15 protein-coding genes are annotated in these 15698 nt (G+C 61.1%); 5 read left to right on the forward strand and 10 right to left on the reverse strand.

Annotation, left to right across the window (positions count from 1 at the left end; all coding sequences use genetic code 11):
* Positions 1-55: 55 nt before the first annotated feature.
* The gene (locus AB4N64_RS09630) at positions 56-2167 is read left to right on the forward strand and encodes a hybrid sensor histidine kinase/response regulator (RefSeq protein WP_460124685.1); all 2112 of its coding nucleotides are present in this window, start codon (positions 56-58) and stop codon (positions 2165-2167) included.
* Positions 2168-2319: 152 nt separating this feature from the next.
* Entirely contained in the window at positions 2320-4956 is a 2637-nt protein-coding gene (locus AB4N64_RS09635) for an excinuclease ABC subunit UvrA (RefSeq protein WP_460124688.1), read from the forward strand.
* A 98-nt stretch (positions 4957-5054) separates the two neighbouring features.
* Here AB4N64_RS09635 and AB4N64_RS09640 read toward each other — a convergent pair whose 3' ends face one another.
* Genes AB4N64_RS09640 through AB4N64_RS09665 form a run of 6 tightly spaced genes read right to left on the reverse strand, consistent with a single transcriptional unit; the run spans position 5055 to position 10476 of the window.
* A complete protein-coding gene (locus AB4N64_RS09640) occupies positions 5055-6998 on the reverse strand; it encodes a response regulator (protein WP_460124691.1) in 1944 nt (647 codons plus the stop codon).
* Complete coding sequence (locus AB4N64_RS09645; RefSeq protein ID WP_460124694.1) at positions 6988-7863, reverse strand: sensor histidine kinase; 876 nt, start codon at positions 7861-7863, stop codon at positions 6988-6990. Before AB4N64_RS09645 ends, AB4N64_RS09640 begins: the two co-directional genes overlap by 11 nt.
* Positions 7856-8860, reverse strand: a complete 1005-nt coding sequence (locus AB4N64_RS09650; RefSeq protein WP_460126691.1) for an ATP-binding protein — start codon at positions 8858-8860, stop codon at positions 7856-7858. The genes AB4N64_RS09645 and AB4N64_RS09650 overlap by 8 nt, the downstream gene beginning before the upstream one ends.
* Positions 8857-9261 carry an anti-sigma regulatory factor gene (locus tag AB4N64_RS09655; RefSeq protein ID WP_460124697.1) on the reverse strand — a complete coding sequence of 135 codons (405 nt, stop codon included), beginning with the start codon at positions 9259-9261 and terminating at the stop codon, positions 8857-8859. The genes AB4N64_RS09650 and AB4N64_RS09655 overlap by 4 nt, the downstream gene beginning before the upstream one ends.
* Complete coding sequence (locus tag AB4N64_RS09660) at positions 9258-9620, reverse strand: STAS domain-containing protein (protein WP_460124700.1); 363 nt, start codon at positions 9618-9620, stop codon at positions 9258-9260. The genes AB4N64_RS09655 and AB4N64_RS09660 overlap by 4 nt, the downstream gene beginning before the upstream one ends.
* Before the next feature lie 4 nt (positions 9621-9624).
* Positions 9625-10476, reverse strand: coding sequence for an STAS domain-containing protein (locus AB4N64_RS09665; protein ID WP_460124703.1), 852 nt, complete (start codon positions 10474-10476; stop codon positions 9625-9627).
* Between the two features lie 258 nt (positions 10477-10734).
* Here AB4N64_RS09665 and AB4N64_RS09670 point away from each other — a divergent pair, with 258 nt between their 5' ends.
* Positions 10735-10911, forward strand: a complete 177-nt coding sequence (locus AB4N64_RS09670; RefSeq protein ID WP_460126906.1) for a hypothetical protein — start codon at positions 10735-10737, stop codon at positions 10909-10911.
* An 83-nt stretch (positions 10912-10994) separates the two neighbouring features.
* Here the strand turns inward: AB4N64_RS09670 and AB4N64_RS09675 are convergent, their stop codons facing one another.
* A complete protein-coding gene (locus tag AB4N64_RS09675) occupies positions 10995-11516 on the reverse strand; it encodes a DUF4142 domain-containing protein (protein ID WP_460124705.1) in 522 nt (173 codons plus the stop codon).
* Between the two features lie 216 nt (positions 11517-11732).
* Between AB4N64_RS09675 and AB4N64_RS09680 the strand changes: the two genes are divergently transcribed.
* Together AB4N64_RS09680 and AB4N64_RS09685 are read left to right on the forward strand one after the other, a co-directional pair.
* Entirely contained in the window at positions 11733-11975 is a 243-nt protein-coding gene (locus AB4N64_RS09680; RefSeq protein ID WP_460124708.1) for a DUF465 domain-containing protein, read from the forward strand.
* A gap of 109 nt (positions 11976-12084) precedes the next feature.
* Positions 12085-12291, forward strand: a complete 207-nt coding sequence (locus tag AB4N64_RS09685) for a hypothetical protein (protein ID WP_460124711.1) — start codon at positions 12085-12087, stop codon at positions 12289-12291.
* A 107-nt stretch (positions 12292-12398) separates the two neighbouring features.
* Here AB4N64_RS09685 and AB4N64_RS09690 read toward each other — a convergent pair whose 3' ends face one another.
* From AB4N64_RS09690 to AB4N64_RS09700, 3 genes are all read right to left on the reverse strand, one after another.
* Positions 12399-13490, reverse strand: a complete 1092-nt coding sequence (locus AB4N64_RS09690) for an SMP-30/gluconolactonase/LRE family protein (RefSeq protein ID WP_460124714.1) — start codon at positions 13488-13490, stop codon at positions 12399-12401.
* A complete protein-coding gene (locus AB4N64_RS09695) occupies positions 13487-14632 on the reverse strand; it encodes a sterol desaturase/SRPBCC family protein (protein WP_460124717.1) in 1146 nt (381 codons plus the stop codon). Before AB4N64_RS09695 ends, AB4N64_RS09690 begins: the two co-directional genes overlap by 4 nt.
* A gap of 99 nt (positions 14633-14731) precedes the next feature.
* Complete coding sequence (locus AB4N64_RS09700; RefSeq protein WP_460124720.1) at positions 14732-15595, reverse strand: LysR family transcriptional regulator; 864 nt, start codon at positions 15593-15595, stop codon at positions 14732-14734.
* Positions 15596-15698 lie beyond the last annotated feature (103 nt).

Consider the following 15698-nt stretch of genomic DNA (forward strand, 5'->3'; position numbering starts at 1 on the left):
CGCGCCCAATGCTCGAAACAAACGGGCGTCAATCACAGGGACTCAGAATCAGTCGATGCAATTTCTAGACGATAGCCATGGGTGCGAGGGTTGGCGGGGGGAAATGGCCGGGCGGATTCGCACGTTCGACTGGAGCCACACCGAACTGGGACCACTTGATACCTGGCCCGCCAGCCTGTGTAGCGCCGTGCAAATGTTGCTGGCCTCGCCTGTACCGATCGTCATGCTGTGGGGCTATCAGGGGTACATGATCTATAACGACGCCTATTCGGTCTTTGCCGGTGGGCGTCATCCTTATCTGTTGGGTGCTCCGGTCGAGCTGGGCTGGCCGGAGGTCGCCGAGTTCAACCGCCACGTGGTCGATACCTGCCTGGCCGGCGGCACTTTGACGTACCACAGCAAAGAGCTGGTGCTGTTGCGCGATGGCGTGCCTGAAGATGTCTGGATGGACCTCTATTACAGCCCGGTGTCCGATGACAACGGCAAACCCGCCGGGGTCATGGCGATTGTGGTCGAGACCACCGACCACGTGATTTCCGAGCGCCGCCGCCAGGAAGCGGAGGCGGCTTACCGTGCAGACAATGAGCGGGTGCGCCTGGCGTTGAACGCCGGCGCCTTGCTGGGCTCGTTTGTGTGGGACCTCAAGGCAAACCGTCTTTCGGCGGATGAACGATTCGCCCGGACCTTCTGCTATCCGTCCACGCAGGACCTGGGCAATCTGCCCATCGATTTCGCCGAAACCCGCATTCATCCCGATGATCGGGCATGGGTCAGCGAACGAGTTGACCAGTCAGTCGCCAACGGCGAACCCTACAATGCCGAATATCGGGTGATGCTTGCTGACGGCAGTTATAGGTGGGTACAGGCCAGCGGTTGCTGTGAGTTTGACGAGCAGGGCAAACCGTTTCGGTTTCCCGGTGTGCTGATCGACATTCACGAACGCAAGACCGCCGAAGAATCCCTACTGAAATTCACTCGCGATCTGGAACAGCGCGTCAGCGATGAAGTGCAGGCGAGGCTGGCGGCAGAGGAGCAATTGCGCCAGTCGCAGAAACTCGAAGCCATTGGTGGGCTCACCGGCGGCGTGGCCCATGACTTCAACAACCTTCTGCAAGTGATCGCTGGCAATCTGCACTTGCTGGCGCGACACGAACCGGATAACGCCAACGTGCAGCGCCGGGTTTCGGCCTCGATTGCCGCCGTTGAGCGCGGCGCCAAACTGTCCACTCAATTGCTCGCTTTTGCTCGCCGCCAGCCTTTGTCGCCTGCAGTGTGCGACCCGCTGCAGATTTTCGAAGGGCTGGGCGAGCTGCTGCAATGGACAATGGGTGAGACCATTCAGATCGACATCTGTTTGCCGGAAGACGCCTGGTACATCCATGTGGATCGCAACCAGTTGGAAAACGCCATCCTCAACCTGGCGATCAACGCCCGCGATGCCATGCAGGGCGAAGGGTTGATAGAGCTGACCGCGCAGAATGTCTCGCTCGACCGTGAATTCTGCGCCGGCAAGGGCATTACGGAAGGGGACTACGTTCGCGTCGCCCTCCGCGATAACGGTATGGGCATGCCCGAGCAGGTGCTCGCCCAGGCGTTCGAGCCGTTCTTCACGACCAAGCCCGATGGCAAGGGCACTGGGCTGGGCTTGAGCATGGTGTTCGGGTTCGTCAAGCAAAGCGGCGGCCATATCGAAATGTCGAGCGTGGAGGGTGAAGGCACGCGGGTGCAGTTGTATTTCCCGCGCAGCCGACGCGCACTGCCCTGTGAACCGAGCGCCCACGAAGTGCACCAGTACGGTGGAGACGAGACAATCCTGGTGGTCGAGGACAATGAGGCCGTGCGGACCTCGACGGTCGAGCTGCTCAGGGAGGAGGGTTATCAGGTCCTGACTGCCCCCAACGCCGATGTCGCCATGCAGATGTTGCTGGAAGGGGCGCCCGTGCAATTGATTTTCACCGATGTGGTCATGCCCGGCCTGATCAAAAGCACGGACCTGGCTGCCTGGGCCAAGGTCCAGCTGCCGCCGGTGGCGGTGCTGTTCACCTCCGGCCACACCCGTGACATGATCTCGCGCAACCACCAGCTCAGCCCCGATACCTTTTTGCTGAGCAAACCTTATCGCCCTGAAGCGCTGACACGAATGGTACGTACGGTGCTTAATGGCTGAAACTCATCCCTGAGGGTTGCGCAATCTTCACTGTGGGAGCGAGCCTGCTCGCGGGGGACCTATAACATTCAGCACCTTCATTGGATGTAACGCCACCATCGCGAGCAGGCTCGCTCCCACAGGTAGCAACACTCACAATCATAAGGCCGCCCATGACCGCCAAGCGCCCCACCCAATCCCCCTCCAACATGGTCAGAGTTCGTGGGGCCCGTGAGCACAACCTCAAGAACGTCGACGTCGACATCCCCCGCGATGCCCTGGTGGTGTTCACCGGAGTGTCCGGTTCGGGCAAGTCGTCCCTGGCGTTTTCGACCTTGTATGCCGAAGCGCAGCGCCGCTATTTCGAGTCCGTGGCCCCTTATGCGCGGCGCCTGATCGATCAGGTCGGGGTGCCGGACGTTGATTCCATCGAAGGCCTGCCACCGGCAGTCGCCCTGCAGCAGCAGCGTGGCACGCCGAGCACGCGCTCTTCGGTGGGTAGCGTCACCACCTTGTCCAGCCTGATCCGCATGTTGTACTCGCGCGCGGGCAGTTACCCGGCGAACCAGCCGATGCTCTACGCCGAGGACTTTTCGCCGAACACACCCCAGGGCGCGTGCCCTGAGTGCCATGGCCTGGGCCGAGTGTATGAAGTGACTGAAGCCTTGATGGTGCCGGACCCGAGCCTGACCATCCGCCAGCGCGCCGTCGCATCCTGGCCCTTGGCATGGCAGGGCCAGAACCTTCGCGACATCCTGGTGACCATGGGCATTGACGTCGACAAACCCTGGCGCGACCTGCCCAAAAAACAGCGTGACTGGATTCTCTTCACCGAGGAAACCCCGACCGTTCCGGTGTATGCCGGGCTTACCCCCGAGGAAACCCGAGTCGCGCTCAAGCGCAAGATGGAGCCGAGTTACCAGGGCACCTTCAGCGGCGCCCGACGCTACATCCTGCACACCTTCAGCCAATCCCAAAGCGCGCTGATGAAGAAGCGCGTCTCGCAATTCATGATCGGCAGTCCGTGCCCGTTGTGTGCCGGCAAACGGCTCAAGCGCGAGGCTTTGTCGGTAACTTTCGCCGGCTATGACATCGGCGAGCTCTCGCAAATGCCGTTGCTGCAAGTCGCCGAAGTCCTGAGGCCGGTGGCCGCGCAAAGCTACCTGGATGCAGCCGATGAGGCGGGCGAAGTGCTGACCCACGAGCAAACCCGCCACGCCCGTGAACAACGGGTGGCCCACGGCGCCAGCGGCCACGCCAATGCGCCTGACGTACGCCACACGCCTAACCTGTCGGTGGAAAAGCGCCTGGCCGCGCAACGCATCGCCCAGGATTTGCTGGAGCGGGTCAGCATCCTGACCGACCTTGGACTCGGCTACCTGGCACTGGAGCGCAGCACGCCAACCCTGTCTTCCGGTGAATTGCAACGCCTGCGCCTGGCCACGCAACTGGGCTCGCAACTCTTTGGCGTGATCTATGTGCTGGACGAACCCTCGGCCGGCTTGCACCCGGCAGACGGCGAAGCGCTGTTCGAGGCGCTGCAAGGTCTGAAAGCGGCGGGCAATACGTTGTTCGTGGTCGAGCACGACCTGGAGACCATGCGCCGCGCTGACTGGCTGATCGATGTCGGCCCGGCGGCGGGTGAGCATGGCGGACAGATTCTCTACAGCGGGCCGCCTCAGGGGCTGGCCGACGTGCAGCAATCGCAGACGCGGGCCTATCTGTTCGCCGAAGAGGTCAGTGCGGCTGCAGGTCGACGCAAACCCAAGGACTGGTTGAAGCTGGAGGGCATCACCCGCAACAACCTGAACAATCTCAGCGCCGAATTTCCATTGGGTTGCTTCACGGCGGTCACCGGCGTTTCGGGTTCGGGTAAATCCAGCCTGGTCAGCCAGGCGCTGCTCGAATTGGTCGGGGCGCATTTCGGTCGCTCAGCGCGTGACCCGGATGCCGCCGAGCTAAGCCTGGAGGATGACGCGCCGCAGACCAGTGGTGGTCACGTCAGCGCAGGGCTGGCGTCGATCAAGCGCCTGGTGCAGGTGGACCAGAAGCCCATCGGTCGTACGCCACGCTCGAACCTGGCGACCTACACCGGGCTGTTCGACAACGTGCGCAAACTCTTTGCCGCGACCGAGCAGGCGCAGGCCGCAGGTTACGACGCCGGGCAATTCTCCTTCAACGTCGCCAAGGGCCGTTGCGCAACCTGCGAGGGCGAAGGCTTCGTCAGCGTCGAGTTGTTGTTCATGCCCAGTGTCTACGCGCCATGTCCGACGTGCCATGGCGCCCGTTATAACCCGGAAACGTTGGCGGTCAACTGGCAGGGGCTGAACATCGCCCAGGTGTTGCAACTGACGGTGGATGAGGCGGTCGAGGTGTTCCGCGAGCAGGCGGGGATTCACCGTTCACTGGAGGTGCTGCGCGACATTGGCCTGGGCTACCTGCGACTGGGTCAGCCGGCGACCGAATTGTCCGGCGGCGAAGCCCAGCGCATCAAACTGGCGACCGAGCTGCAGCGCAATCAACGGGGCGCCACCTTGTATGTGCTCGATGAGCCGACCACCGGATTGCACCCACGGGATGTGGACCGATTGCTGGAGCAGTTGAACAATCTGGTGGCAGCGGGGCACACGGTCATCGTGGTCGAGCATGAAATGCGCGTGGTGGCGCAAAGTGACTGGGTCATCGACATCGGGCCGGGGGCAGGGGATCAGGGCGGCAAGATCGTCGTTGCTGGCACGCCGCAGAAGGTGGCCGGCCACAAGAAAAGCCGGACGGCGCCGTTTTTGGCCAGGGTATTGGGTAAGGCATAAATAGGCGGTGGGTCAGCCGGCCTCATCGCGAGCAAGCCCGCTCCCACAAGGGCACCCGTCAACCATTGTGGGAGCGGGCTTGCCCGCGATTCGATCTGTCAGGCCCCGTCGATGCTGCGGCGAACCTTGTCCAGCAGCTCACTGATCTGGAACGGCTTGACCAGCATGTCCATGCCATCGCCCAGGAACACCTGGCGATTAAGGGCATTTTCGGCATAACCGGTCATGAACAGGATCGGCAAGCCTTCGCGCCAGCCGCGGGCGACATCGGCCAGTTCGCGGCCGTTCATGCGTGGCAGCCCAACGTCGCTCAGCATCAGATCGATCGACGGGTCGTTTTGCAAGCGTTCCAGGGCGCTTTCGACATCACCGGCTTGCGTGCAGCGGTAACCGGCGTCCACCAGCACCTCGGCGACGAACATGCGCACTGATGCCATGTCCTCGACAATCAGGATGTGCTCGCCGCAACCGGGCACTTCAACCACTGGCGATTCTTCCTCCACCGTAGTCGGGTCGCTGCTGGCGGGCAGCATGATGGTCACTTCGGTGCCGCGTCGCGCCACGCTGCGAATGTGCGCGTCGCCGCCCGATTGCCGGGCGAAGCCGTAGATACTCGACAATCCCAGGCCGGTGCCCTGGCCCAGCGGCTTGGTGGTGAAAAACGGGTCGAACACCTTGTCGATCACGTGATGCTCGATACCCGTACCGTCATCACGCACGGCCAGTGCCACGTAGGCGCCATCGGTCAGTTTCGGATCACCGTGGGAATACGCTGCGTAGGTGCTGACCCAGATATTGCCGCCCTGGGGCAAGGCATCGCGGGCGTTGATGACCAGGTTCAACACCGCGCTTTCCAGCTGAATGGGGTCCACGAGGGCAATCGCCGTCTTGGAGGTCAGTTCGAGCCTTAACGTGATGTGCTCGCCGATGGTGCGCCTCAACAACTCTTCGAGGGAGCGAATATGGTCGTTGATATCCACCGGCCGGGTGTTGAGCGGTTGCTGCCGGGCGAAGGCCAGCAGTCGGTGCGTCAGGGAAGCAGCGCTGCGCGCCGAGCTAAGGGCTGCGCCGGCATAGAATTCGACTTTTTCCGGACGCGAATCGGCCATGCGTTTCTGGATCAGCTCCAGGCTCGTGATGATGCCGGTCAGCAGGTTATTGAAGTCATGGGCAATGCCGCCGGTCAACTTGCCCAGCGCGTCCATCTTCTGCACTTGCAGCAGTTGGGCTTCGGTGCGGACCCGCGAGGCGATTTCGGTCTCGAGTTGCGAGGTGGCGTCGTCCAGCCTGGCCAGGTGCGAGCGCTCGCGGTGCCGATGCTCGGTGACGTCCTCGACAAACACCAGGCTCAATGCCGGTGTGCGGTAGGGCGAAATCTGCCACTCGGTTTCGCGCAGCTCACCTTCGACCCGCATGTTCAACGTGCCTTTCCAGCGTTCACCGACGCTCAGTCGCAGGCGCAACTCATCGACAATGGCGTCCTGCTGGTCGGCGAAGCATTCGCGCAAGGCCTGCGGGTCGCGATTGTCCTGGATCAGCCGGGCAAACGCATGGTTGCACTCGTGCACCTTGAGTTGCGCATCGAGCACGGCAATCGGCGCGGAGATGTTGGTGAAGATCTCGCGAAAGCGCGCCTCGCTTTCGCGCAACGCATTTTCGGTGTCGCGCACGCGCAGCAGCGTGCGCAGGGTGGCCAGCAACACATCCGGGTCGACCGGATGAATCAGGTAGGCATCGGCACCGGCGTCCAGGCCTGTGATGATGTCGCCGGACTGAATCGAGGCCGCTGATACGTGGATGACCGGGAGCAGGGCGGTGGCAGGTTCCGAGCGCAATTTGCGCACGATGTCGAAGCCGCTCATGTCCGGCAGGTTGACGTCGAGGATCAGCGCGTCGAAGGTTTCGCTGTGGATCAGGGCCAGGCCTTCACCGCCGGTTCCGGCTTCGAGGACGATGTAGCCATGCCGCTCCAGGCGCCTGCGCAAGGCGTAGCGGGTGGCGACGTTGTCGTCGACTATCAGCAAACGCATGTCACGTTTCATCGGCGGACTCCGTGGCGAGGGCCAGCGGTATGATCACATAGAAGGTCGAACCGACCCCTGGCGTACTCTCCAGCCCCACCTCACCGCCGAGCAGCTCGGCGAAGCGTTTGCACAGCGACAGCCCCAGACCTGTGCCACGCAGACGTTTCTGCAGGGGCGAGTCGACCTGGGAGAAATCCTCGAACAATGCACCATGCAGCTCGGGCGCGATACCGATGCCGGTGTCGGTCACCGCGAACCGGATCCGGTCACTGCACTCCAGGCTCGCCGAGACGCGGACTTCGCCACGGGTGGTGAACTTCAGCGAGTTGGAAATGAAGTTGCGCAGGATCTGCCCGAGTTTCTTGTCATCGGTATACAACCTCGGGAGACCCACCGGTTCCTCGAATATCAGGTCAACGGCGCTCGCATCGACGATGGGCCGGAACATGCCGCGCAGCGCGGCAAACAGGTCGAACATATCGAACCAGGCCGCCGAGATCGAAATACGCCCGGCTTCGATCTTTGCCAGGTCGAGCAGATCGTCGACCATGTCGCTCAATTCCCGCGCCGCATTGCTGACGAAGTTCACCTGCTTGTGTTGCTCCGGGCTTAGCGGTCCGTCGAGCTCGTCGGTCAACAGACTGGCGATGCTGAGGATCGAGCCCAGTGGCGTGCGAAACTCGTGACTCATATAAGACAGGAAGCGGCTTTTGAGGTCCGATGCCTGGCGCAGTTGTTCGGCCTGCATGTCCAGCTCGCCGTAAAGTGCCAAAACGCCCTGGTTGGTTTCATCCAGTTCAGCCCGCAGGGCGTCGCACTCACTTTGCAGCCGTGCCACCTGGGCGGCCTGTTCGTCGATCTGACTCAGGTGTGTATCAGCCATGGGCTGTCTCCAGAGCAACGACCAACACCGTGACGTCATCACGTCCACGGCAGAAATCGCGGTGCAGGATGGCGGCGATCACGGCAGGGTGGCGGTGCACCAGGCCGGGGTAATCTTGCAGGTTCCAACGCGATTGCAGGCCGTCGCTGTACATGATCAACAGGTGTCCATTCACTTGAGCATAGTCAAAGGGTTGGGCTTTCCGGTATTGCCCGCCGACGATGCCGGGGTGGGAGGCCAGGCCTCGGGATTTTTCCGGGCCGATCAGGGTGGCGCCGATGTTGCCGATACCGACGAAGCGCAGGCTGTCGCCATCGAATTGCGCGATGGCCACCGCGCCGCCCCTCGTTCCGGTCATGGCTTCGTGAAGGTCTTGCAAGAGCAGTGTCGGGGACGCGAATGGCAAGTGGTTGAATGCTTTCTCACCGGCACGCGCCGCTTCTTCGGCTTCTTCACCATGGCCCAGGCCATCGATCACCAGCGCGCTGATGTTCGAGCCGTCATAGGTCAGATGCCAGGTATCGCCGCACGCGGGATCATCATGCAGTGAGTGGTGGCTGACACCGAACCGTGGATCGGGTGCGTTGTCGGTGCGCGGGTACAGGCGCGTCAACAGTACCGTGCCGCGTGAATCGGCGTACACATCGAACACTTCGGTCTGGCGGAACACGGCGCCCAGGCCGATGCCCTGGGTCCCTCGGGTGGAAAACCCGTCCGCCAGACAGGCATCCACGTCAAACCCGGCGGCACGGTCAACGGCGAGTATCTCGATCCCTGCGCCCGACGCACGGGGCAGCACCCGAAGGTGCAGCTCGCCATGGGTCGCGTGTTTGAGAATATTGCTGGCAAGCTCGGTGGCCACCAGCGCCACCCGCCCTGCATCGGTCGCGTCGAAGCCGTTTTTCTCCGCCAACTGCTGGGCAGTGCGTCGGGCGTGACCGATCTGGCTGCTGTCTTCAATCAACAGCACCTGGGTCAGTGAACCGGAGATATTCATGTCCATCGCGTAATCGTGATGCGTGTGCCTTGGCCGGGCGCGGTGTCCAGCTCGAACTCTTCGACCAATCGTTTGGCGCCGGTCAGGCCCAGGCCCAGACCATTGCCCGACGTCCAGCCATCGGTCATGGCGAGCTTGATGTCCGGGATGCCAGGTCCTTCATCGCGAAATACCAGGCGAACACCGGTGCGCGCGTTTTCCTCGATGATTTGCCAGTCCATGTCACCGCCGCCGCCGTACACCATGGTGTTACGGGCCAGTTCGCTGACGGCCGTGACCAGTTTGGTCAGGTCGATCAGGCGCATGCCGCATTCGGTGGCCAGTTTGCGTGTCAGTTGGCGCGCCAGAACGACATCTTGTTCGATATGGATCGGATGGGTGCCGCTGCTGCGTACGGTCATTGGTTGCTTACCCAGTCCTGAAGCAGCTTCATCCCACGCTCGACATTCAATGCGGTGCTTACCCCTGGCAGGGTCATGCCCAGTTCTACCAGGGTGATGGCGACCGCCGGTTGCATGCCCACCAGTACCGTCTGCGCATCCATGATCCGGGACAATCCGGAGATGGTGCCGATCATGCGGCCGATGAACGAGTCCACCATGTCCAGCGCTGAAATATCGATCAGCACGCCGCGCGCAGAGGTTCTGCTGATGCGCTCTGAAAGGTCCTCTTGCAGAGTCAACGCCAGCTGGTCATGCATGTCGACCTGAATGGTCACCAGCAGGAAGTCGCCCATTTGCAAAATCGGAATGCGTTCCATGGCTTCAGCCCGCCTTGGTGAGGGTCAGCCCCAGGCGCGACAAGGCGAGTTTCAAGGCGTCCGCCAGGTTGGCTTTCGTCACAACGCCTTGCAGGTCCAGACCCAGGTGCACGATGGTCTGGGCGATCTGCGGACGTACGCCGCTGATGATGCAGTCAGCGCCCATCAGGCGAATGGCGGTCACGGTCTTGAGCAGGTGCTGGGCGACCAGGGTGTCCACGGTGGGCACACCGGTGATGTCGATGATGGCGATTTCCGAACCCGTGTCGACGATGCGTTGCAACAGCGATTCCATCACCACCTGGGTGCGCTGCGAGTCCAGGGTGCCGATCATTGGCAACGCCAATACACCGTCCCACAATTTGACGACGGGCGTAGACAACTCCAGCAGTTCTTCCTGTTGGCGCTTGATCACCGCCTCGCGCGACTCCTGGAAGGTGCGGATCGTGTGCATCCCGAGGCTGTCGAGCAACTCGGACAGTTCCAGCAGTTGTTCGGCCAACAAGCTGGGATTGTCCTGATAGTGATTTTGCAACGCGGCGAAGAGCGGGCCCTTGAAGGCGAAGATGAAGTTGGCGGTTTGCTGCGAGTTTTGTCCGAGCAGGGCGCGACTGCGCGAGAGCTTTTCCAGGAACTGGCGAATCTCGTCCCAGCCGGAGGCGGCGACGTTGCTGCCATTACCTGCGTCGAGGCCGGCGATGATCAGTTGCAAAAAATCAGAGGTCTGCTGCTTGACCTCTTGTTCCTTGAGGTTGCGCGTGGCGCCACTCGCTTCAAGACTGCTGTACCAGTTGGCAAGTAATTGCGCCTGGTCTTTTTTCAGTGCTTCGAGTGTGCTGGTCTGCAGTGCTGCCATGTGCGTTGACTCCTGGGATATGTACGCCGATTCCCCAAAAAACGACCGGCGCTGATCAATGACATTTGCGTGTAGAAATAGTTGTTCGTCCCGGCAGGATTATTTCCGTCGACGCACAAGTACTGTAGCGGGCACCGCGCAAAACTGCGCCCATTTGACCTCAATCTGCCATCAGATGGAACCCTGATCCGTCGGGGGTTTCCAACCTACAGGGCCGATTGCTGCCGTAGCCTGAAGCCAGTGACGAACGAGGTAGATATGAAAGACCAAGACAACGGACACACCCCGGAACCGGAAAGCGCCGATGACTCGGTAGACCAGAAGCAACATCACAGCGATAACGACAACGAATTCAGTCCGGGCTTCAAGCCTGATCCCGATCGGCCTGCGCCCAGCGAAGACACCGATGCGGATATCGATACGGATGGGGGATAGTGGCGGATGTAAAAAAGGGGCCGCCTTCAACTTGAACACGGCCCCTTGTTAATGCCCTTGAACAGCCCTGAAGGGGCGGCGGGTTATTTGCTCGGGTGAGCCGCCTGCAGTTTTTTCGCCATCTCGAGATGCTTCTCCAGCCCTGGCAGCATCTTCTGCGCGAAGCCTTTGAGCTCCGCGGAACCTTTGGCTTTGTCGTCGGTGACCGTATTGGCTTCTTTCTTGAACAGCTCGATGGTTTCCTCGTGGGCCTTCACCTGATTGTTGGCGTAGGCGGCGTCGAACGATTCGTCGCGCATGTCGAGGATTTTTTCCTTGGCCTGTTTCACCAGGGTCGTGGTGTCTGGCACCTCGATGTCATTTTTCTTGGCGATGGCGGCCAGTTCATCGTTCGCCTTGGAATGGTCGGTGATCATCATGTTGGCGAACGTCTTGATGTCCGCCGATTGGCTTTTCTCCAGAGCAAGACGACTGGTTTCGATCTCCGCGATGCCGCCAGCAGCCGCGTTGTCGACGAAGTCATTGGAAGTGGCAGCAAACGCCGCGCCCATGCTGGTGCTCAGGGCGACTGCCAGAGCGATATTGCGCAGGGTAAATCCGTCCATTGGTCATTCTCCACACTGGTTTTTTGGCGATCTGTTGATCGTAAAAATGTGGAGGCCGACGAGCGGGCAAAGGTTTGATCGGTTTTGCCAAACGGCGACGAACGGACACCGCTTGTCTGATTGAAGGTCGACAGAACCCGTAGACCAAGGCCATTCTGATGGTTGGGCGAACGCAATCGATCGCGTTTGCTTTCGATCAACAAACGGAGGTGTTCCATGCCGGTGCCACACAATCTTTATGCGGACTTGAATCGTACCAAGGAAGATATCCAGCAAAGACGCACCCAGGATCCATTACTGGATTCACTGCTCACCAAGTATTCGCAGGCGGACGCCGAAGTGGTAGAGGCTGAAAGCGCCAAGTCGGATGCCCCCAGTGATGACGAACTGAAAAAGCTCAAGGAAAAGCGTCTGCTTGTCAAAGACAAGATTGTCGACCAGCTTCTGAAAACATCCTGAGACAGGGCTTCAGCCACCGACAGGCGGTGACTGAAAAATTGGAACGGCAGTAAATTCCGGCACCTCGAATGATCAGAGTCCGATTTCTCGGCTCCATGCGAGGTGCCCCATGAACGACCCTAAATTTCCCAGCGAAGAGCAGGGCGGCTACGACCCCATTCCCACCGATCCCCAGCCTTTGAGCCCGTCGCATACGACGACCCATCCCGAAGACGAACCGGGCGTCGATGAGTTGCCCAACGATGAAGGGGCAATTCCCTTGAGGGAGGATGACGGGACTGATGTTGATCGTGATGGGCACGGCGATCGCCGCTAAACCCCCTGTGGGAGCGGGCTTGCCCGCGAAGACGGTGTGTCAGCTTGCGCATGTCGAGACTGAAAACCGCTTTCGCGGGCAAGCCTGCTCCCACCATAGGATCTGCGTTAATCCTTCAATGCTGTGCTCAACGGCAACCGTGCCATCTGCAGCTCTTTCAACGAACCGAAATACAACCACTCCCCATACTCACGCACAGTGGTAATCGGCGAGTAACTGTCGCTGCTGCCGTCCTGCAGGTTGGCGATCACCTTGCCTTCCACATCCAGCCCCAGCGCAAACCCGCGTTTCTCCACCGGCTTGGGCAGCACCAGCAGCGCGCGCGTGATCACCTTGCGCAAGAACGGATGCGGCGCCGTGGCATCCAGCAGAGCGTTGCGAGGTGCATACAGCGCTACCCAGAAGCGGTCTCGGCCATTGAACGCCAGGTTGTCCGGCAACCCCGGCAGATTGTCGATGAGCAGGTCGTGAGTACCGGCCTTCGGCCCGCTTAGCCAGTAGCGGGTGATGCGGTAGGCGCCGGTTTCATTGACCAGCACAAACGCATCGTCCGGGCCCAGGGTCACGCCGTTGGCGAATTCCAGCTTGTCCAGCAGCACTGCGGTTTTACCGGTCTGGAAGTCATAACGCAGCAGGCGCCCGTCGCCGCCGTGTTCGATGATGGCCTCACCGTCGTGGCCGTAACCGAAGCGGCTGGAGGCGTCGCTGAAATAGGCGTAATGCCCGTGCTTGTCGATAGCCACATCGTCGGTAAAGCCGAAGGGCACGCCATTGGCCGTGGTGGTCAACGCCACCAGCCTTCCTTGTGCGTCCAGCGACAGCAGACCCTTGACCGCGTCGGCGATCACCAGCAAGCCGTTGGGGTGACGTGCCAGACCCAGGGGCCGACCGCCCGTGTCGGCCAGCAGCTTGGTGGTCTTGCCGTCGAGGGTGGTGCGGATCAGCCGGCCGTCATGCAGGCCGGTGATCAGCGCGTCGTTCTCCAGCAGCAGTGCCTCCGGCCCGTCGATACCGTCGGCACCCACGCGCTCAAGACCCTTGAGCCTTTGGTTGTCGGCATAGGGGCCACTGGTGAGCGATGGCGCCGGGGGCGGCGTCCAGGCCACCGGTTGCACCTTGGTCGGCATCAGCAGCAAAAACGCGACAATGGCAACGAACACCGACAGCACCAGATGATGAATCCTGATGGTTCGCCTCACGCGGTGACTCCTGCCGGGTCCAGGTGTTTCTCGACCGCGTTGCGCAAGGCAATCAGAGACGCAGCGGACTCCCGATCGATGCGCCCTTTGAGCAGCAGATGATTGGCGACCCGCAGCGCCAGGCCACTGAACTGATACTCCAAGGTGCGGACAAACTCCGTGCCGTCGCCTGCGGCCGCGCATTCGTAAGTCAGCAGCAGCGACAAATCGTTATCGCCCTGGGCACGCGCACACCAGCGGCGGCCGGGCAGATACTCGGTGACCACCCAGCTCAGATGCCCATCGCGACCGCCGGCGCGTATGTCTTCCTCGAACCGGGCACCGGCGTGCAGGGCGCCGTCGGGGCCTTCAATCTTCAGGGATGAGGGATGCCACTGCGGCCAAAGGGTCACGGTGCTGGCGTAGGCGAGTACGGCAATCGGGTTGCCGGCGATGCTGATGTGATGCTGCATGCGGGTCATGGGCATTCTCGTCGTGTCCGGGCAGGTGGGTTCGGGCTCCCAGTAGAGGGTGCCGAACAGATAGTCCATCAGGGGGAAAACGATGTTGAAGTTGCGCTCCTGCATCAGTTCGCGACGGTGATGCAGTTCATGCAGGCGGCGCATCTGGCGAATCCAGGGCCAGCGCGTCAGCGGGATGGAGTGTGGCAGGTGTTCACAGGCGTGGAACACCTCATAGGCCAGGTAACCGAGTACCAGAAAGCCAGCGACGAGACCGGCGACGTTGGCATCGAACAGTTGCAGCAGCCACCAGATCGGCAGGCTGATGAGCAGCGTGTGCACCACGACCAGCCAGGCTGGAAAGAGGATCACGCGCCAGTCCCGGGCGCTGTCGTACGCCATGCTGCCGGGGGCAAAAAAACTATGGTGGTCACCGGCATGGCGCGCATAGAACAGGCGAGCGAAGCTTTTCTTGTGATGCCCCAGGTGACGATGCACGCAGTACACGCCCAGATTGAACAGCAATAAGGTCGCGGGCACCGCCAGCCATTGCAGAACCTGCACCTGATGCACGTTGCTCCAGAATGCAGTGATGGCCAATACCCCGAACAGCAACACAAAGGTGCCATGCAGCCAAGGGTTGTAACGGGGATGGATGGCCGCCCGGTAGCGGCTGCGAAATGCTTCGGTGGTCTGCCTCACTGCATTCACCTGCGTTTTTTGTTATCCCAGCAGATTAGCCGATCTCTGCGCACTCGCAGGGCCGAACTTGTGGGGACACAAACGCCATGTTCCGGTGTATCAGGTCAGTGGATTCCAGCGTTGCGACCAGTCATCGTCGGAACGGATCACTTCACGAAGCAGATCGAACGCCCGTTGCAGGGTCACCGAGTCACGGTCGCGGGAATAGACGAGGTAAGTCGGGTAGCTGAATTCGGGAGACTTGGGCACCTGTTCCAGGACGCCACTTTGCAGGTAGCTCTGCACCACGCGGGTCCGGAAGTAGCCGCTGCCACCGTTCTCCAGAATGTACTGCAAGGCCAGTGGGCCGAGGTTGAAACTCAGGGCTGCCTTGGCTTTCTCGGGCAGCGCAGCATCGTGCTGACGCCGGAAGTCCTGGCCCCAGTCGATGTAGACGTAAGGCGACTCGCGACCGGGCTGGCGCACCAGGATGAGTTTTTCTTCCAGCACCTGCTCCACTTGCAGGCGCGGCCAATACTCCGGCTGATAGACCAATGCCGCGTCCAGCACGCCCAGTTCCAGTTGCCGCAGCAGGTTTTCGCCGTCGCGGATCTCCATGCGCAGGGCATGGCTGGGGATTTTTTCGCGCAGTTCACCGGCCCAACTGAGCATCAACGGGTTGCACAGGCTGACCTCGCCACCGATGTGCAGCACGTCGTGATAACCCTCGGGCAGCGGCAAATCGCGCCGCGCCGCTTCCCAGGTTTCTACCAATTGGTTGGCATACACCACAAAGGCTTCGCCGTTGGGCGTAAGGCGTGCGCCGGCGCGATTGCGCACGAACAGGGTGCTGCCCAGTTGACTTTCGAGCTTCTGAACCCGCGCGGTGATCGCGGTCTGGGTGACGTGGAGCTTTTCGGCAGCGGCAGCAAGGCTGCCGTGACGAACGATTTCCAGAAAGGTGCGAGCGAGATCGATATCCATGGGGCGGCCAGTCGGTAAAGTGCTGGCATTGTAAGACCATCCCTCTGTAGGAGCGAGCTTGCTCGCGATGGCGAGACATGGGGCACTGCAAAACGACAAAACC

It is taken from the genome of Pseudomonas sp. S2_C03 (assembly GCF_054668405.1).